The following is a 14,713-nucleotide window of genomic DNA, read 5'->3' as shown; positions in this document are numbered from 1 at the left end:
TGCGCATTCATGTGGAAAAGACGGGGCTCCGTTGAGGGCTTGAGGGGGCCTACTCCAGGGCGGGATTTCCGGCCGGAAGCAGGAAGCCGTCCCGGACCAGGTTGGCCACGTCGGCGAGCAGCGCACCCTGGAAAGTCCCGGCGTCGAACCCCTCCCCGCCGCCCAGGAGGGCCTCCAAAGCGCCGGCGATCTGACCGGCGGTGAGGTCGCCGTCGCACGCGGACACAAAGCCGGCCAGCTCGGTACTCATCAAATTGGTACGGCGCAGCCCGGCGCCCTGCCGGAGCAGGATCACGCCGGGGTGTTCGGCGCCCGGGCGCTGGTGGCGCTCCTCGGTGACGTCCTCCGCCACGAGCAGGTGCGTGGCCGCAAGGTCATGGGCGGCGAGCCAGTCGGCGCGTTCGACGGCGGCACCCAGGTGGGGGCCGATGGGCTGCTCGATGGAGTAGGTGATTTCCTCGAAGCGGCTGATGGCGGCAGCGCGGCCGTCAGCGGGGCGGCGGAGCCAGACCATGCCGAAGCCGATGCCGGCAACATCCCGGGATCCGAAATCGGCCAGGTAGGCGGCGTACGCGTCCCGGTAGTGCTGCCGGTCGCGGGATTCGGAGGCGTCGCGGAGCCAGGTTTCGGCGTATTGTTCCGGGCTGACCAGTTCCCGCTGGATGAACCAGGCGTCCGTATCCTGCCGCACCCAGGACTTTGGTCGCTCTTCCCAGCTGCTGCCGGCGGTGACTTCCCAGTTGCCCAGCATCTGGGCCCACCCGCCGGGTGCCAAAACGCCGGGCAGGTCCGCCACCAGGGAGGCCACGATCCCGTCGCCCGGCAGGCCGCCGTCGCGGTAGGTGAACTGGTCCGCCGCGTCCTCGCCGGCACTTCGCGGGGTGATCACGAACGGCGGGTTGGAGACCACCAGGCCGAATTCTTCACCGGCCACCGGCTCCAGGAGTGAACCCAGGCGCAGGCTGACCCGGTCTTCGAGGCGGTCCGGGTCGACGGACAGCGCCTCCGCATTGAGCAGGATGTTGAACCGCGCGTAGGCCAGGGCACGTTCGGAGATGTCGGTGGCGGTCACGTGCTGGCAGTGGTGCAGCAGGTGGAAGGCCTGGATGCCGCACCCTGTCCCCAGGTCCAGCGCGCGCTCGGTGTGGCGGCGGATGGTGGTCTGCACCAGGGTGGTGGATGCCTGCCCTATGCCCAGGACGTGGTCATGCCGGAGCACCCCGGCCTGCTGGTGGGCGGCGAGGTCGCTGGCCACCCAGAGCTCCGCGCCGCCGCTGCCGTCCTCATTCTTGTCCCAGCCGTACGGCCTCAGGTCAGCCTTCGCCGTAAGGAGCCCGGAGCCGGGGACGGGCTGCACCAGCCCCAGTTCGAGGAGGCCGTCGGCCCCGGTGCCCGGCAGTGCGGCGTCGAGCATTTCCTTTTCCTGGGGTTCGGCGAGGAGCCAAAGGCGGACGACGGCGGCGAGCGGCACAGCGCCGGCGTCGGCCCGCACCGCCTGCTCAACTGCGAGGACCGCGGGGATGATCTGGTCCCGGTTCAGCGCCGCCGAGGCCTCAGGGCCCAGCAGTTGGGCCACGCCGTCGAGCGTGTAGTCCAGCCCGCGCAGGTCGGCGGCGAGCGCGGACAGCAACGCGGGGAGGTCGCTGCGGGGAGCGTCGGGAGTGTTTCCGGCGGTGAACTCATAAGGGGATGCAGGCACCGCTCAAGTTTAGTCCGGGGTGGGTGCGGGGTACGGTGGTCCCATGCCTTCCCGCTCTGCCTTCCTTCCGCGCGCCCGCATGGCCGCCGCTGCACGCCGTTCGCTGCCGGGGGCAGTGGTTGCCGCTGGCCTCTGCCTTGCCGTGGCAGGGTGTTCACCGTCGAATCCGGTGGAAAACGCAGATGTATCGAAGTGGCGGGCCACAGCGATGCCGTCGTCCCCGGCTGTTGTTGTTCTCCAGGATTCCGGCAAGATCCTCAACCGGGACCGCATTGTGCAGGAGGCCGCCAGGGTTCCCGCGGGCAGCTACACGCTCACGGCGGTGTGCGACGGCACCGGCAAGGCCTTCTTCGCCGTGTCCCTGGACGGCAAGGCCGTAGCCGAAGCCGGTGCCGCCTGCAACGGCCGGCAGGAGGCCACCCGGATCAACCTGCCCGCCGCGGGCCGGGTCGAAATCAGCAGCTCCAGCGTGGACGCTCCGCTGCTTTACGCCTACCAGCTGGCACCGGCGCAATAACGCCGTTCCGGCTCTGGCCTGCTGCCCGGCGGGGGCTTAAAGTCGGACTATGCCCAGCGTGCGGGGATTCTCCACGCCCCTTCCGGAAGGGACAGCACGGGCGCCGCTGGCGCTGAAGCCGGCCGCCGCCGTCGCCCTTGGACTTGTGCTTGCGGCAGGTGCCCTGGCTGGCTGTGAATATACGTACGACGACGGCCGGGCCTCCAGCGCGCAGGACACCACGACCGCTGCCCCGGCGCCGGCGTTCACCCGCGACCCGTTGCAGCAGGATCCGGTCGGCGAGGCCGATCTGGGGGACTGGCAATCGCGGGCGCTTCCGGGCACCACGGGCCCCGTGGTCCAGGCCGAGGCAGGACTCCTCGCTGCCGCGGAAGTCCGCACCGTCCGGTCGCCGGTGCTGGCAACCGGAACCTACATGCTGGCCATCGCGTGCCGCAGCCAGCGCCGGGTGACCTTCACGGTCAGCACGGAGACCCTTACCTTGGTGGATCTGGGCCTGCGGTGCGGCGTCAACCGCCAAAACGTCATTTATGTATCGACGGACAGCGTGCTCACGGTCCGGGTGGAGGCCCGGACCGCAGCGGACTATGCGTTCCGTGTGGAACGGCTCTGAGCCCTGCCGGCACGGCAACCGGGGTCAGGCCGCGGCGTGCCCGGTGGCGGGTCAGGCCGCGGCGCAGCCGTCCGGGCAGCGGAGCGTCTCCGGGTTCGCGGCGCAATCGGCGCAGTACAGCGTCAAGGTGCGGCAGCTCGGGTTGGAACAGTTCTCGAATTTGCTGGTGGGCGCCGAACACCGGACGCACTGGCCAATGGTCTTGGCGTCCTCGCTGAACTCCAGGTGCATGCGCTTGTCAAAGACGTAGAGCGAGCCTTCCCAGAGGCCCTGGTCCTTGAACGCCTCGCCATACCGGACAATCCCCCCGTCCAGCTGGTACACCTCTTTGAAGCCGCGGTTCACCATGAGGCTGGACAGCACCTCGCAGCGGATGCCACCGGTGCAGTAGGTCACCACCGGCTTGTCCTTCAGGGCGTCGTACTTGCCGGATTCCAGCTCCTTGATGAAGTCGTGGGTGGTGGCGACGTCCGGTACCACGGCGTCCTTGAACCGGCCGATCTGGGCCTCGAAGGCGTTCCGGCCGTCGAAGAAGACCACGTCCTCGCCGTCCTTCTTCCTGGCGTCAACGAGTTCGTGGAGCTGCTCCGGCTTCAGGTGCTTCCCGCCGCCCACCACGCCCGCCGCGTCGACCTTGAGTTCCCCGGGCGCGCCGAAGGAGACGATCTCGTCCCGCACTTTCACGCTGAGCCGCGGGAAGTCCGCCGCGCCGCCATCGGACCATTTGACGTCGATGTCCCGGAACCCGGCATACTCCCGGGTGGTCTTGACGTACTGCTTAACTGCACCGATTTCCCCGCCCACGGTGGCGTTGATCCCGTCCTTGGAAATGATGATGCGGCCGGTCAGTCCCAGCTTCTCGCACAGGGCACGCTGCCAAAGGCGGACAGCCTCCGGGTCTGCAAGGGGGGTAAAACCGTAAAAGAGCACAATCTTGTTCAAAGCCACGTATTTAAGGGTACCGGCTACGTTTGTCCCTCTCCGGCGTGGCACCGGCCGGCAGGGCCCGACGCTGATCACAATTGCATAAGCACTGCCGCCCCCTCTGTTGCTTCCGATCGGGCTGGAATAGTGTTCTTGCCATGAGCCCGGAAACCCTGGTTGAAGACATCACTGGCCTGCTCGAAGTGTGGGTTGCCGGCTGGGCCGGATGTCGCGGCTACCGGACCTCCACGGAGGGTCGATTTCCCGCCGCGCTCCGCGCTGACACCAGCGGGGAGTGGGAGATCTTTGCGTCCGAACCCACCGACGATGAGTTCGGCGCCCTCGCCGCCAGGACGGCGGAATCCCCCGCCCGGGTCCTGACCATCCTCACCAACGATCCCTCCCGGTACGCGGCCCTGGCAGCCCGGCAAGGCCTGAACGTCACCTCTGATTCGCAGACCATGATGATTGTGGACATGGAGACGCAGGACGCTGAGGACCCCTGGCTTTCCGACGACGACCTGAACCTGTCCACTTTCGAACAGGACGGTGTCCACTACGCGGAGGTCCGCTCCGGGGACGCCATCGCGGCCAGCGGCAGGGTGTTCGTGGTGGGTGACACCGCCGTGTTCGACAAAATCATCACGGAGCCGGCGTTCCAGCGCAGGGGCCTGGGCAGCTTCATCATGCGCGCGTTGGCAGCCCAGGCCTTCGGGCACGATGTCCGTACCGGCCTGCTGCTGGCTTCATTGGATGGGCAGAAGCTCTACTCGCATCTTGGCTGGACCACGGTGGCGCGGGTCCTGATGCTGTCTGCGTCCCATGACGGAGCGGACCTCTCGCTGAGCTGACCCTGCTCCCGCCGGAGGCAGCCCTGCGGTTTTCCCGTCGGCGAACCGGGGACATGGGCCCGGTGCCGAATGGAAGAATGGTGGGGTGAACCCCCATGACTCCCTGATTCCCTTGCTGGGCCGCGGCCCGGAACCGGAGCAGCTGCGTCATGTCCGCACCATACCGGCGCGGGAGGCAGTCCACGCGCCCTGGCCTGATTGGGTTCATCCGGATATTGCTGCGGCGTACGGCTCGCTGGGGATCCGCGAACCGTACCGGCACCAGGTGGACGCGGCCGATGCCGCGCATTCGGGCCAGCACGTTGTGGTGGCTACCGGCACTGCGTCCGGCAAGTCCCTGGCGTACCAGCTGCCGGCGCTGGATGCGATCCACCGGTCCGAGCTGCGCGTACTTGCGGACCCGGGCAAGATCCACGACGACGGCGCCGTCACCCTTTACCTCTCCCCCACCAAGGCGCTGGCGGCGGACCAGCTGAACGCCATCCGCGCCCTGAAGCTGCCCACGGTCCGGGCGGAAACCTACGATGGCGACACCGATCCCTCCGCCCGGCGGTGGATCCGGGACCACGCCAACTTCATCCTGGCCAACCCCGACATGCTGCACTTTGGCATCCTCCCCAACCACGCGTGGTGGGCCGGTTTCTTCCGCCGGCTCCGCTACGTCATCGTGGACGAAGCACACAGCTACCGGGGTGTGTTCGGTTCGCACGTGGCCAACCTGATGCGGCGCCTCCGCCGGATCTGCGCCTACTACGGCGCCGGGACCGCATTCCCAGAACCGGTGTTCATTGCCGCCTCAGCGACCGCTTCCGAGCCCGATGCCTCCTTCTCCCGCCTCATCGGCGCGCCCGTCAAAGCAGTGTCCCGCGACTGCTCCCCCCACGGCGCCACCACCGTGGCATTCTGGGAGCCGGCACTGACCGAGGTCAGGGGCGAGAACGGAGCCAAGGAGCGGCGCACAGCCGTGGCGGAAACCTCGGACTTGCTGGCCAACCTGGTGTCCGCCCGGATCCGCACCATCGCCTTCATCAAGTCCCGCCGCGGAGCAGAGACCATCTCGGCCATCACCAAGCGCCTCCTTGACGAGGTCGATCCGAGCCTGCCGCAACGGGTCGCCGCGTACCGTTCGGGGTACCTGCCGGAGGAACGCCGGGCCGTGGAGAAAGCCCTGCGGTCGGGCCAGCTGCTGGGCGTTTCCAGCACGTCCGCATTGGAGCTCGGGATCGATATTTCGGGCCTTGATGCCGTCCTGGTGGCGGGCTGGCCGGGCACGCGGGCATCGCTGTTCCAGCAGATCGGCAGGGCCGGCCGGGCGGGCCAGGACGCCATTGCCGCCTTTGTGGCCAGCGACGACCCCCTGGACACCTTCCTGGTAAACCATCCCGAAGCCATCTTCGACGTGTCGGTGGAGGCAACGGTCTTCGACCCCTCCAACCCCTACGTTCTGGGGCCGCACCTGTGCGCGGCGGCGGCCGAACTTCCGCTGGGCCCGGCCGAGCTGGACCTCTTTGGGCCTACCGCTGAAATGCTCCTGGACCGGCTGGTGGCCCAGGGCTACCTTCGGCGGCGGCCCGCGGGCTGGTTCTGGACCCACTCGCAAAGTGCCGCGGCGATGGTCAACCTCCGGGCGGACGGCGGCGGCCCCGTGAGCATCGTCGACGCCGAGACCGGATCCCTCCTTGGCACCATGGACTCGCCGCAGACCCACTACCAGGCCCACACCGGTGCGGTGTATGTCCACCAGGGCGACACCTACGTGGTGGAGGACCTGAACGAGGACGACCACTGCGTCATGGTCCGCCGGGCCAACCCGGACTACTACACGACCGCCCGGGACGTAACGCAGATCGAAGTCCTGGAGACCCTGCGGACCATGCAGTGGGGGGACGTGACCGTCCACTTCGGCGACGTGAAGGTGACCACCCAGGTTGTCTCCTTCCAGCGCAAGGCCTTGATTTCCAATGAAGTCCTGGGCGAGGAGCCGCTGGAATTGGGTGCCCGCGACCTCTTCACCAAGGCCGTGTGGTTCGTAGTCGACAACCGTTCGCTGACTGGCGCTGGCCTCATCGAGGCGCAGTTCCCGGGGGCCCTGCACGCTGCGGAGCACGCCGCCATAGGACTCCTGCCGCTGGTGGCGTCCAGCGACCGGTGGGACATCGGCGGGGTGTCCACTGCCCTGCACGCCGACACCGGGGTGCCCACCATATTCGTCTATGACGGGCACCCCGGTGGAGCCGGCTTTGCCGAACGGGGATTCGACAAGGCCATGGTCTGGCTGGCGGCGACCCGCGATGCCATCAAGGCCTGCGAATGCGAAGCAGGTTGCCCATCCTGTGTGCAGTCCCCTAAATGCGGCAACAAGAACAACCCGCTGGACAAGGCGGCGGCGGTTACCCTCCTGGACGTGCTGCTCAAGGACGCCACTGAACCCACTCCGGTGGATCTCGAAGCCCGGAGCTGAACCCGGCACGGGATCTCCATCCCTATGGCGGAGGACCTGCCCGGGCCCGTCCGGTCGCGGCACCCAGCAGCGGCCGTTCGCCGAGCTCAGTCAGCACTTCAACAGTTTGTCCCGAACCCTCGGAGCAGCTCACTACCGTCGCTGCATGGCGGGCTGCCACTTCGGCCGCGACCGTGCAGGGGTTCCCCGTGGTGAGGCCGCGGAGGGCGTCCGCCCCGGCGAGGGCTGCGAGGTCCGCTGCCGTTGCGGCCCTGCCGGCGAGCACCGCAGCCTGCGCAAGCAGCAGCATGACAGCCATTGCCGTGATGACCACCAGGGCCAGCCCGGCCGCAAGGACCGTCCCTGAGCCACGTTCACGGCCATCCGCGGGGCTTTGCATCACCTGACGGCCCCGGCATCGCTCGTGCCTTCGCCGACGCCGCCAGCGCCGGTCCCTGGAGTCTCGCTGCGCGTGGAAGCGCGGGCGGTGAGGGTCCACGGAATCGAGGAACCCAGTGGGCCCGGGACCCGGTCGGTGACCGTGACATTGAACCACCCGGCGTCGGCGGAGACTGACGCGGTTGCCGAACCGCCGGCGAGCGTCCTGACGGTCCGTTCCACCGTTGCGGGGTCCTCGCCCCGTGCCAGGGCCCTGGCGCCGGCCCGGGCTCCCTCTTCGATGCGAAGCTGCGTCATGCCCGCGGCCGCCCCGGCCAGCAGCATGGCCAGCAGTCCAAGCACGGCAGGCAGCGCCACGGCGAACTCGGCCGTTACTGTGCCCCGGGCGTTCGCCGTCCTGTCGGCCGGTTCCGGGTCCCCGTTGACGCGGGCCGCCATGGAGGCCACCGCTTCAGGTGGCTTCCGTGGCGTGAGTACCCCTGCTCCCGAACGCGTCACGGCAGCGCCAAGGCCGTGCGGATGAGGTTGAGGAGAAAACCACGCACCTCGTCGCTGCGGAGGATGAACACCAACAGCCCGGCGAATCCGACGGCGGCCAGGGTAGCGATGGCGTATTCGGCCGTGGCCATGCCGGCTTCGGAGCCCAACAGCCGAACGCTGCGCCGGACCCTGGTGACAGCAACTCCGGTACCGGCTCCGGCTCCGGCACCGGCACCGGGATAGAGCTCCACCACGTTGCCAGGCCACGCCAACGAGTTTGCTCGAGAGGGCAACCCCGTTCCCGGTGCCTGCGGATCGAATGCGACGGGAACTGAGGCGGCTGCCGCAGATCCGGTGGCGTAGGCGAACGGCCTCCCGGAGGCGCGGCCACGGCTGCCGGTTCGTCCCGTTGGCGCGTACCGGGAAGCGGCCACAGCGGATGTTCCGGCGGAGTAGTTGCGGCGGTAGTAGTAGTTGATGGACATCTGGTTTCCTTTCCGATGATGCCGGCAGTGTTCCGGCGCTCCTGACTCTTCCCGGCGCAGCAGTTGCCGGTAAGTGATGGGATGGGCTAAGTGGATAAGCCGTGCCCCTTCGCCGCTGTGGAGGAGGGGACGTGCAGCCGCGAAGGGATGCCTAGGCCCCGGACGGCACCAGGGCCAGCAGTACCGGAACGACGCCAAGGCAGATGAAGGCCGGCAGCGAGCAAAGGCCCAGGGGTATCACCAGCTTCACGCCGAGTGAAGCGGCGCGCTTTTCGGCCTCCCGGAAGCGTTCCCGGCGAAGCCGTGCAGCCTGGGCATACAAGATCGCCGATGACGGTGCACCTGTCAGTACAGCGAAGCCGAGGGCGTCCCGCAGCTCCAGGATTTCGGGGAGCCGGACGGCGGAGCTGCGCCAGGCTGTGTGCCAGTCGGCGCCGATGGCGAGCGCCGAAACCACCGGCCGCAGCGAGTCCCGGTACCGGGGAGCAGCCGAAGTGGCCACCAGGTCGAGGGACCGGCCAATCCCGGCGCCCGCATCCAGCATCGCGGCCACAAGCTCGAGCATCATGGCTGTGTCCTTCAGGCCACTGTCCTCACGGGCTGACGCCTTCTTAGTACCTGCCGCCCGCTGGGTCCGGTCAGCGGCAGGCAACAGCCGGTGCAGCCGCCGACGCGTCACGGCCTGGCTGGAACAGGCGAGCCAGGCCCCGGCCGCGAGCAGCAGGAACAAGGCCACGCCCGGCACCCACCCCGTAGTCACGGCGTCCCTGGCCCGGCAGCGGCAGCAACCAGCTTGGCGGACCAGGCCCTTCCCGCGGCGGTGAGGACCACCCCGCCGACCAGCGCGGCCAGTCCGAGGGGTGTCCCCAGCAGGGTGGCCAGCGGATCCACGCCCAGGGCGGCGCCGAGTCCAAGGCCCATCAAAGGAAGCCAGGTCAGGAGCCGGACCGTTGCCTTGGGACCGGCGAGGGCTGTTTGCCGGGCCGCATCCGCATCATCCTCCGCCTCCAGCTGGGCTGCGAACCGGGTCAGCACATCGGCGAGCGGACAACCGCTCGCCTCGGCAATGTCAAAGCAAGCGGCAAGCTCCAGCCAGGTCCTTGCGTCGCGGCCCCGGGACGGGAGCGCCGTGGATACTGCCCGGCGGATGGTTTCCGAAACGGGTGCCCCGGTGGCGGCAGCGGCCCGCGCGGAAGCGAGGACGGCGGCAGAACCCGCCGTCAGGACCGGCCCGGAAGGCGCCGAGCCGGAGGGCGCCCAGCCGGAGGGCGCCGCGCCGGGCAGGGGTGCGTCCCCCGGGCGCCGGTTTGCATCGTCACCCGTGCCATAAACCGTCCACAGCTCATCCCACAGCCGCGCCGGCGTCCGGCCGCCCCGCAGCAGCGCCGCCAGCTGCTGCACGATGAGAGTCAGGCCTGGGCTCCGGACCTGCGCGCGGCCGACTGCAGCCCTGCCCCACGGCAACGCCCGTCCCTTCCCGGAGCCGGACACTTTGGTCCTGTGGCCCGTTGCCGTGCGCAGCCTGGAAGCAGCATCCAGGCGAGGCTTGAAGAGCAACAGCGCAGCGCAGGACAGGAGGATGGTGAGGAGAAGCGTCACAGGGCACCCTCGGCATCCATTCCCAGCCGGGCAGCAAGCGCCGGCCAGCCCGGACCGGGGACGCCCGATTCCCCCACCGCCGGCTGCACGGCCAGTCCCTGCGGTCCATCGGCAATGAGTCCAATGGACTGGATTTCCCTGCCCCTCGGCGTCCTGCCAACGTGGATGACGACGTCCAGGGCGCTGGCTGCCTGGAGGCGGACCGCTTCCGGACCCAGCCCGGCGAGTGCTCCCAGCGCGTTGAGCCGGGCGGGGACCGCGGCAGCCGTGTTCGCATGGATGGTTCCGCCGCAGCCGCTGTGCCCGGTGTTCATCGCAGTCAGGAGCTCACGGACCTCTGCGCCCCGGCACTCCCCCACCACCAGCCTGTCAGGGCGCATGCGCAGGGCCTGGCGGACCAGCTCCCCCAAGTCGACGGCGCCGCCGCCTTCAAGGTTCCCATGGCGTGATTCGAGGGCCACAACGTGGGGGTGGACCGGGTTGAGTTCCGCCGCGTCCTCGATCAGGACCAGCCGTTCGTCCGGGGAACACAGGCCCAGCAGGGTAGACAGCAGCGTGGTTTTCCCTGATCCTGTGGCGCCGCTGACCAGGAAGCTCAACCGCCGCTCGAGAATCCGTTCCAACACGTCCTGCACCCGATGGGTGAACATGCCTCCCGTCCGCAGCTCCTCCATGGCGAAGACGCGCTCCCTGCGGATCCGGATGCTGAGCAGCGTCCCGGACGTGGAAACCGGCGGCAACACGGCATGGACACGGTAGCCGCCGGCAAGCCTGACATCGACACACGGTGAACCGTCATCCAGGCGGCGGCCGCCGGCGGCCACCAGCCGGCAGGCAAGCGCGCGCAGCTGGGACTCGCCATCGAACACCACCGGGACGCGTTCAATGCCGGCGCCGCGGTCCACCCACACGGAATCGGGGGCGTTGACGAAGATGTCTGTAACTGCGGGGTCACGCGTGAGCTCCTGCAATGGGCCCAGCCCGTTGAGCTCGGCGCTGATCCGTTCCACCGCGGCGAGCGCTCCGGCGGTGCCCAGCAGCTTGCCGGTGGCCTGGACGGCCGCAGCGACGCGGGAGGGGGTCACAGCCCCTGCCTCGGCCATCATTGAGTCACGGACAGATTCCAACAGCCCTGAATCGACCCGGCCACGTCCGGCACCATCCCTTCCGTGCTCCGGGCGGACGGCCTGGCTTGCCTCCAGGATCCGGGCGCTGCGCCGTGCGCCCAGGCCTGCGGGACCGGCCGGGCTGACGATGGCGGGGGCGGGACTCGAAGGGGCACCGGCCGCGCGCCTCATGCGGCATCCCCCGCCTGCAGGTCCTCGCCAAGCCAGTCGAGCACGGTGGCGCCGAAATGCCGGATTGCCCGCCGCTTCCCACAGTCCAGCAGCCGGCCCGACTCCATGGCCCCGGGGACAGCCCGGAGCTCCGGCATCCGGCCCTGCACCGGCAGCCCGACGGCATCGGCGATCAGGGAACTGTCCAGTGCTGCACCGGGCCGGCCACGCACCAGCAGGGCTGCTTCCACCGGCGGGAGTTCCTGGAGCAGCCGCACCGCCGCCACCGCCGCCTTCAGTTGTGCCGGCACCACCACCATGATCCGGTCGCAGTCCCAGGCCACAGTCCGGAGCGGCTCTGAACCCCTGCCCACATCCACGACCACCAGCTCATAGCCCCGGCGGCCAGCGTCAAGCACCCCGGCTGCGGCCGCAGCAGCGACGGGGGACGGCTGTTCCCGGGTTGCGGGCCAGGACAGGAAGGAGAAGCCTCCTGCCACCGGCAGGGAATCGGCCAGTTGGAGGGGGTCGATACTGCCCCTGGCCTCGGCGAGGTCCGGCCAGCGCAGTCCGGGGGTTTCCTCGGCGGCGAGCGCCAGTTCAAGGCCCCCGCCCCAGGGGTCGCCGTCAACGAGCAGCACGCGCGCCCCCAGGCCAGCCGCGGCCTGGGCTATCCAAATAGCGGCAGTGGTGGCCCCTGCCCCGCCGCAACCACCCGTGATGCCAAGGACCAGGCCGCCCGGGCCCGGGGAGCGCGACCGGCTCAGGTGGTCCGCCAGCCAGGCAGCAGCATCGGGCAGCACGGCAACCCGTTCGGCACCCAGGGCGGCCGCGAGGTGCCAGAGGCTGTCGCCTTCGCCGTCCAGGCCTATCAGGACTGCGGGCGTGCGCCGGCGTGGTGGCAGTTCCCGCACGTCGCTGCCCACCAGGACTGCTGAGGCGGCGTCCCAGTAGCGTCCGGCCTCCACCGCGTCCGGAACAGCGCGCAGTCGGGAGCCGGCGGCCGCCACGATGCGTTCCACTTCGGCGCGGAGGACGGCGGATGAGGTAACCAGCAGCACTTCCCCCGCACCGTCCGGCGCTGACCCATTCGGATGGGAACTGTTCGGCAGCCAGGGTGCGCCGGCGGCCGCGTTGTCCTGCGACGGAGCACGGGCTGGTGATCCCCGGCCCGGTGGGCGCCGGAGAGAATCCGGGACCTGCTCCGGCCCGGGTTGCGCTGCATTCAGCTGATGCCTGCTCATGCAGCCACTCTGCCGCGGCAGCAAACGCCAGTTAAGGGGGAACCTCCCCTATGTGGACAACCAAGCAACCCCTCCCGGCAGGGCACAATGGGAGCATGTACCTACTGCTTGCCGCCCACCCCCGCGGCGCGGCACTGCAGGAACTGACACAGGCCGGCCACCCCTTACCCGCCAACCCCGAACCGAGGGTGGTGGCACCTGGCGGGCTTGCCGGCGTCGTCCGTGAATTGGAGGCCCGGCGCCCGGGCGGCCAGCCGCCCCGCTGGATCTGGCACCGGACCCAGGACTGGTACCCCGCGCTGCTCGCCGCCGGCGTGGAAGTGGAGCGCTGCTACGACGTCACGCTGTGCGGCAACATCCTGGCCTTTTCGCAGTTCAGCGCCCAGACCGATTACGCCAAAAACACCGACAGGGTTCCGGTGGAGGATCCCCTGCTTCCACCGAAAACCCTGCTTCCCCCGCGTCCCCCTGCCGACCAGGGCGCGCTGTTCGACGAACCTGCCGCCGGGCCGGCGCCGGGGTGGACCCTGGATGAACTCCGCGCCGAGTATGCTGCCCAGCAGGGAGCCCTGGCCGCCGTGGGGACAGAGGAGAACCGCCGGAACCGCCTGCAGTTGCTGCTCGCGGCGGAGTCCGCAGCCGCTATGGTGGCCGCGGAGATGCAGCACGCCGGGGTCCCGTGGCGGGAGGACCTGCACGAACAGATCCTGGTGGGCCACCTGGGTCCCCGCCCGCCCGCCGGACAGCGTCCGCAACGCTTGGAGGCGCTGGCTGCGGAGCTGCGCGCCCTGCTCAACTCCCCGGGGCTCAACCCGGATTCGCCGCAGGACCTGATGCGGGCCCTGCACCGCAACGGCATCGAGGTGAAGAGCACCCGGAAATGGGAGCTTCGAGAATCCAGCCACCCCGTCATCGAGCCGTTGCTCGAATACAAGAAGCTTTCCCGCCTCCACACGGCCAACGGCTGGTCCTGGCTGGACGTCTGGGTGGACGGCGGACGGTTCCGCCCCGAGTATGTGGTGGGCGGAGTGGTTTCCGGACGCTGGGCCTCCCGGGGCGGAGGCGCACTGCAAATCCCGCGCCAGGTCCGCGGTGCGGTGCATGCAGATCCGGGCCACAAACTGATCGTCGCGGACGCCTCGCAACTGGAACCTCGTGTCCTGGTGGCCCTGGCCCAGGATTCCACCATGGCCGAGGCGGCACGGGACCAGGACTTATATGCCGGCATCGCCGCCAAGGGCTTCGGCGGGGACCGGGCCAAAGCGAAGATGGCACTGCTGGGCGCCATGTACGGGGCAACCTCCGGTGAGGCAGGCCGCCTGATGCCGCAGCTGGCGCGCACCTATCCGCGCGCCGTCGACTTTGTGGAGCGTGCGGCGCGGGCGGGTGAAGCCGGTGGAACGGTGACCACCCGGCTGGGCCGCAGCAGCCCGCCGCCCTCGGAGCGGTGGTTCCTGAGCCAGCGCTCCACCACCGCCGAAGAGCAGCGGCGGGCAGAGTCCATCGCCCGGTCCCGCGGGCGCTTCACCCGGAATTTCGTGGTCCAGGGCTCCGCAGCGGATTGGGCGGCATGCTGGCTCGCGGAATTACGACGGCGCCTGCGCACCTTGGCGACGGCGGGAACCGGCGCCAGCGGCGGCGGCCCTGTCCGGGCCGAGTTGGTCTTCTTCCTGCACGATGAGGTGATGGTGCATGCACCCGCGGACAGGGTGGACGCCTGCATCGCAGCCATTGAGGAATCAGCCGTGGCGGCGAAGGAGCTGTTGTTCGGGCGGATCCCGGTGGAGTTCCCGGTAAGCCTCGCTGTCGTCGACTCCTACGACCTGGCCAAATAGCAGGTCCCGCGGGTCCTGAAAATCCTGCCAACGAGACGCAAGGTAACCTACCCGGCAGTAGGTCGACGGGTGCGGTGGCGGAGGTTACAGTCGAAAGCGGTGACTGAAACAGACCGGTCCACACGCTGATGCAACGACGCATACCAGGGAGGTCCCCGTCCATGGCGGGAAGATTTGAAATACACCGCGCAGACGACGATTCGTACCGGCTGCGGCTCACCGACGCCGAGGGCAACACCGTTGCTTTTTCACCGACGTTCAAGTCCCTGGCCATGCTGCGCGACGGCATCAAGGCGATGCGGGAGAACGCGGCCACCGGAATCGTGGTGGATCTGCGCCGGCGGGCCTGA

15 protein-coding genes are annotated in these 14,713 nt (G+C 69.3%); 6 read left to right on the top strand and 9 right to left on the bottom strand.

Annotated elements, in window-relative coordinates; all coding sequences use genetic code 11:
• Positions 1-49: 49 nt before the first annotated feature.
• The gene (locus tag AC1DIP_RS15110) at positions 50-1,699 is read right to left on the bottom strand and encodes a DUF7059 domain-containing protein (RefSeq protein WP_477734204.1); all 1,650 of its coding nucleotides are present in this window, start codon (positions 1,697-1,699) and stop codon (positions 50-52) included.
• Positions 1,700-1,742: 43 nt separating this feature from the next.
• Between AC1DIP_RS15110 and AC1DIP_RS15105 the strand changes: the two genes are divergently transcribed.
• Together AC1DIP_RS15105 and AC1DIP_RS15100 are read left to right on the top strand one after the other, a co-directional pair.
• Entirely contained in the window at positions 1,743-2,216 is a 474-nt protein-coding gene (locus AC1DIP_RS15105; protein WP_476207158.1) for a hypothetical protein, read from the top strand.
• A gap of 49 nt (positions 2,217-2,265) precedes the next feature.
• Positions 2,266-2,829 carry a hypothetical protein gene (locus AC1DIP_RS15100; RefSeq protein ID WP_476207159.1) on the top strand — a complete coding sequence of 188 codons (564 nt, stop codon included), beginning with the start codon at positions 2,266-2,268 and terminating at the stop codon, positions 2,827-2,829.
• A gap of 51 nt (positions 2,830-2,880) precedes the next feature.
• Here the strand turns inward: AC1DIP_RS15100 and trhO are convergent, their stop codons facing one another.
• On the bottom strand, positions 2,881-3,777 hold the full coding sequence (gene trhO, locus AC1DIP_RS15095) for an oxygen-dependent tRNA uridine(34) hydroxylase TrhO (protein ID WP_477734203.1): 897 nt from the start codon (positions 3,775-3,777) through the stop codon (positions 2,881-2,883).
• A 134-nt stretch (positions 3,778-3,911) separates the two neighbouring features.
• Between trhO and AC1DIP_RS15090 the strand changes: the two genes are divergently transcribed.
• Together AC1DIP_RS15090 and AC1DIP_RS15085 are read left to right on the top strand one after the other, a co-directional pair.
• Positions 3,912-4,604 carry a GNAT family N-acetyltransferase gene (locus AC1DIP_RS15090; protein WP_476207162.1) on the top strand — a complete coding sequence of 231 codons (693 nt, stop codon included), beginning with the start codon at positions 3,912-3,914 and terminating at the stop codon, positions 4,602-4,604.
• Positions 4,605-4,689: 85 nt separating this feature from the next.
• Positions 4,690-7,065, top strand: a complete 2,376-nt coding sequence (locus tag AC1DIP_RS15085; RefSeq protein ID WP_477734202.1) for a DEAD/DEAH box helicase — start codon at positions 4,690-4,692, stop codon at positions 7,063-7,065.
• Positions 7,066-7,087: 22 nt separating this feature from the next.
• On the opposite strand, the gene AC1DIP_RS15080 is transcribed toward AC1DIP_RS15085, so the two are convergent.
• From AC1DIP_RS15080 to ssd, 7 genes are all read right to left on the bottom strand, one after another.
• Entirely contained in the window at positions 7,088-7,444 is a 357-nt protein-coding gene (locus AC1DIP_RS15080) for an Rv3654c family TadE-like protein (protein WP_476207165.1), read from the bottom strand.
• On the bottom strand, positions 7,444-7,941 hold the full coding sequence (locus AC1DIP_RS15075; RefSeq protein WP_477734201.1) for a TadE family type IV pilus minor pilin: 498 nt from the start codon (positions 7,939-7,941) through the stop codon (positions 7,444-7,446). The genes AC1DIP_RS15080 and AC1DIP_RS15075 overlap by 1 nt, the downstream gene beginning before the upstream one ends.
• Positions 7,938-8,408, bottom strand: a complete 471-nt coding sequence (locus AC1DIP_RS15070) for a DUF4244 domain-containing protein (RefSeq protein WP_477734200.1) — start codon at positions 8,406-8,408, stop codon at positions 7,938-7,940. Before AC1DIP_RS15070 ends, AC1DIP_RS15075 begins: the two co-directional genes overlap by 4 nt.
• A gap of 151 nt (positions 8,409-8,559) precedes the next feature.
• Complete coding sequence (locus AC1DIP_RS15065; RefSeq protein ID WP_477734199.1) at positions 8,560-9,168, bottom strand: type II secretion system F family protein; 609 nt, start codon at positions 9,166-9,168, stop codon at positions 8,560-8,562.
• Positions 9,165-10,007: a type II secretion system F family protein gene (locus AC1DIP_RS15060; RefSeq protein WP_477734198.1), complete on the bottom strand. Its 843-nt coding sequence runs from the start codon at positions 10,005-10,007 to the stop codon at positions 9,165-9,167. Before AC1DIP_RS15060 ends, AC1DIP_RS15065 begins: the two co-directional genes overlap by 4 nt.
• Positions 10,004-11,305: a TadA family conjugal transfer-associated ATPase gene (locus tag AC1DIP_RS15055; protein WP_477734197.1), complete on the bottom strand. Its 1,302-nt coding sequence runs from the start codon at positions 11,303-11,305 to the stop codon at positions 10,004-10,006. The genes AC1DIP_RS15060 and AC1DIP_RS15055 overlap by 4 nt, the downstream gene beginning before the upstream one ends.
• Positions 11,302-12,342, bottom strand: coding sequence for a septum site-determining protein Ssd (gene ssd / locus AC1DIP_RS15050; RefSeq protein WP_477734250.1), 1,041 nt, complete (start codon positions 12,340-12,342; stop codon positions 11,302-11,304). Before ssd ends, AC1DIP_RS15055 begins: the two co-directional genes overlap by 4 nt.
• A gap of 281 nt (positions 12,343-12,623) precedes the next feature.
• On the opposite strand from ssd, the gene AC1DIP_RS15045 reads away from it, so the two are divergent.
• Together AC1DIP_RS15045 and AC1DIP_RS15040 are read left to right on the top strand one after the other, a co-directional pair.
• Positions 12,624-14,363 (top strand): bifunctional 3'-5' exonuclease/DNA polymerase, encoded by a 1,740-nt coding sequence (locus AC1DIP_RS15045; RefSeq protein ID WP_476207173.1) that lies wholly within the window; start codon positions 12,624-12,626, stop codon positions 14,361-14,363.
• A 161-nt stretch (positions 14,364-14,524) separates the two neighbouring features.
• Positions 14,525-14,713, top strand: coding sequence for a DUF1508 domain-containing protein (locus AC1DIP_RS15040; protein WP_476207174.1), 189 nt, complete (start codon positions 14,525-14,527; stop codon positions 14,711-14,713).

The sequence above is a fragment of the Pseudarthrobacter sp. 05T312 genome, assembly GCF_056396685.1.
This window is presented reverse-complemented; position numbering and strand designations above follow the sequence as displayed.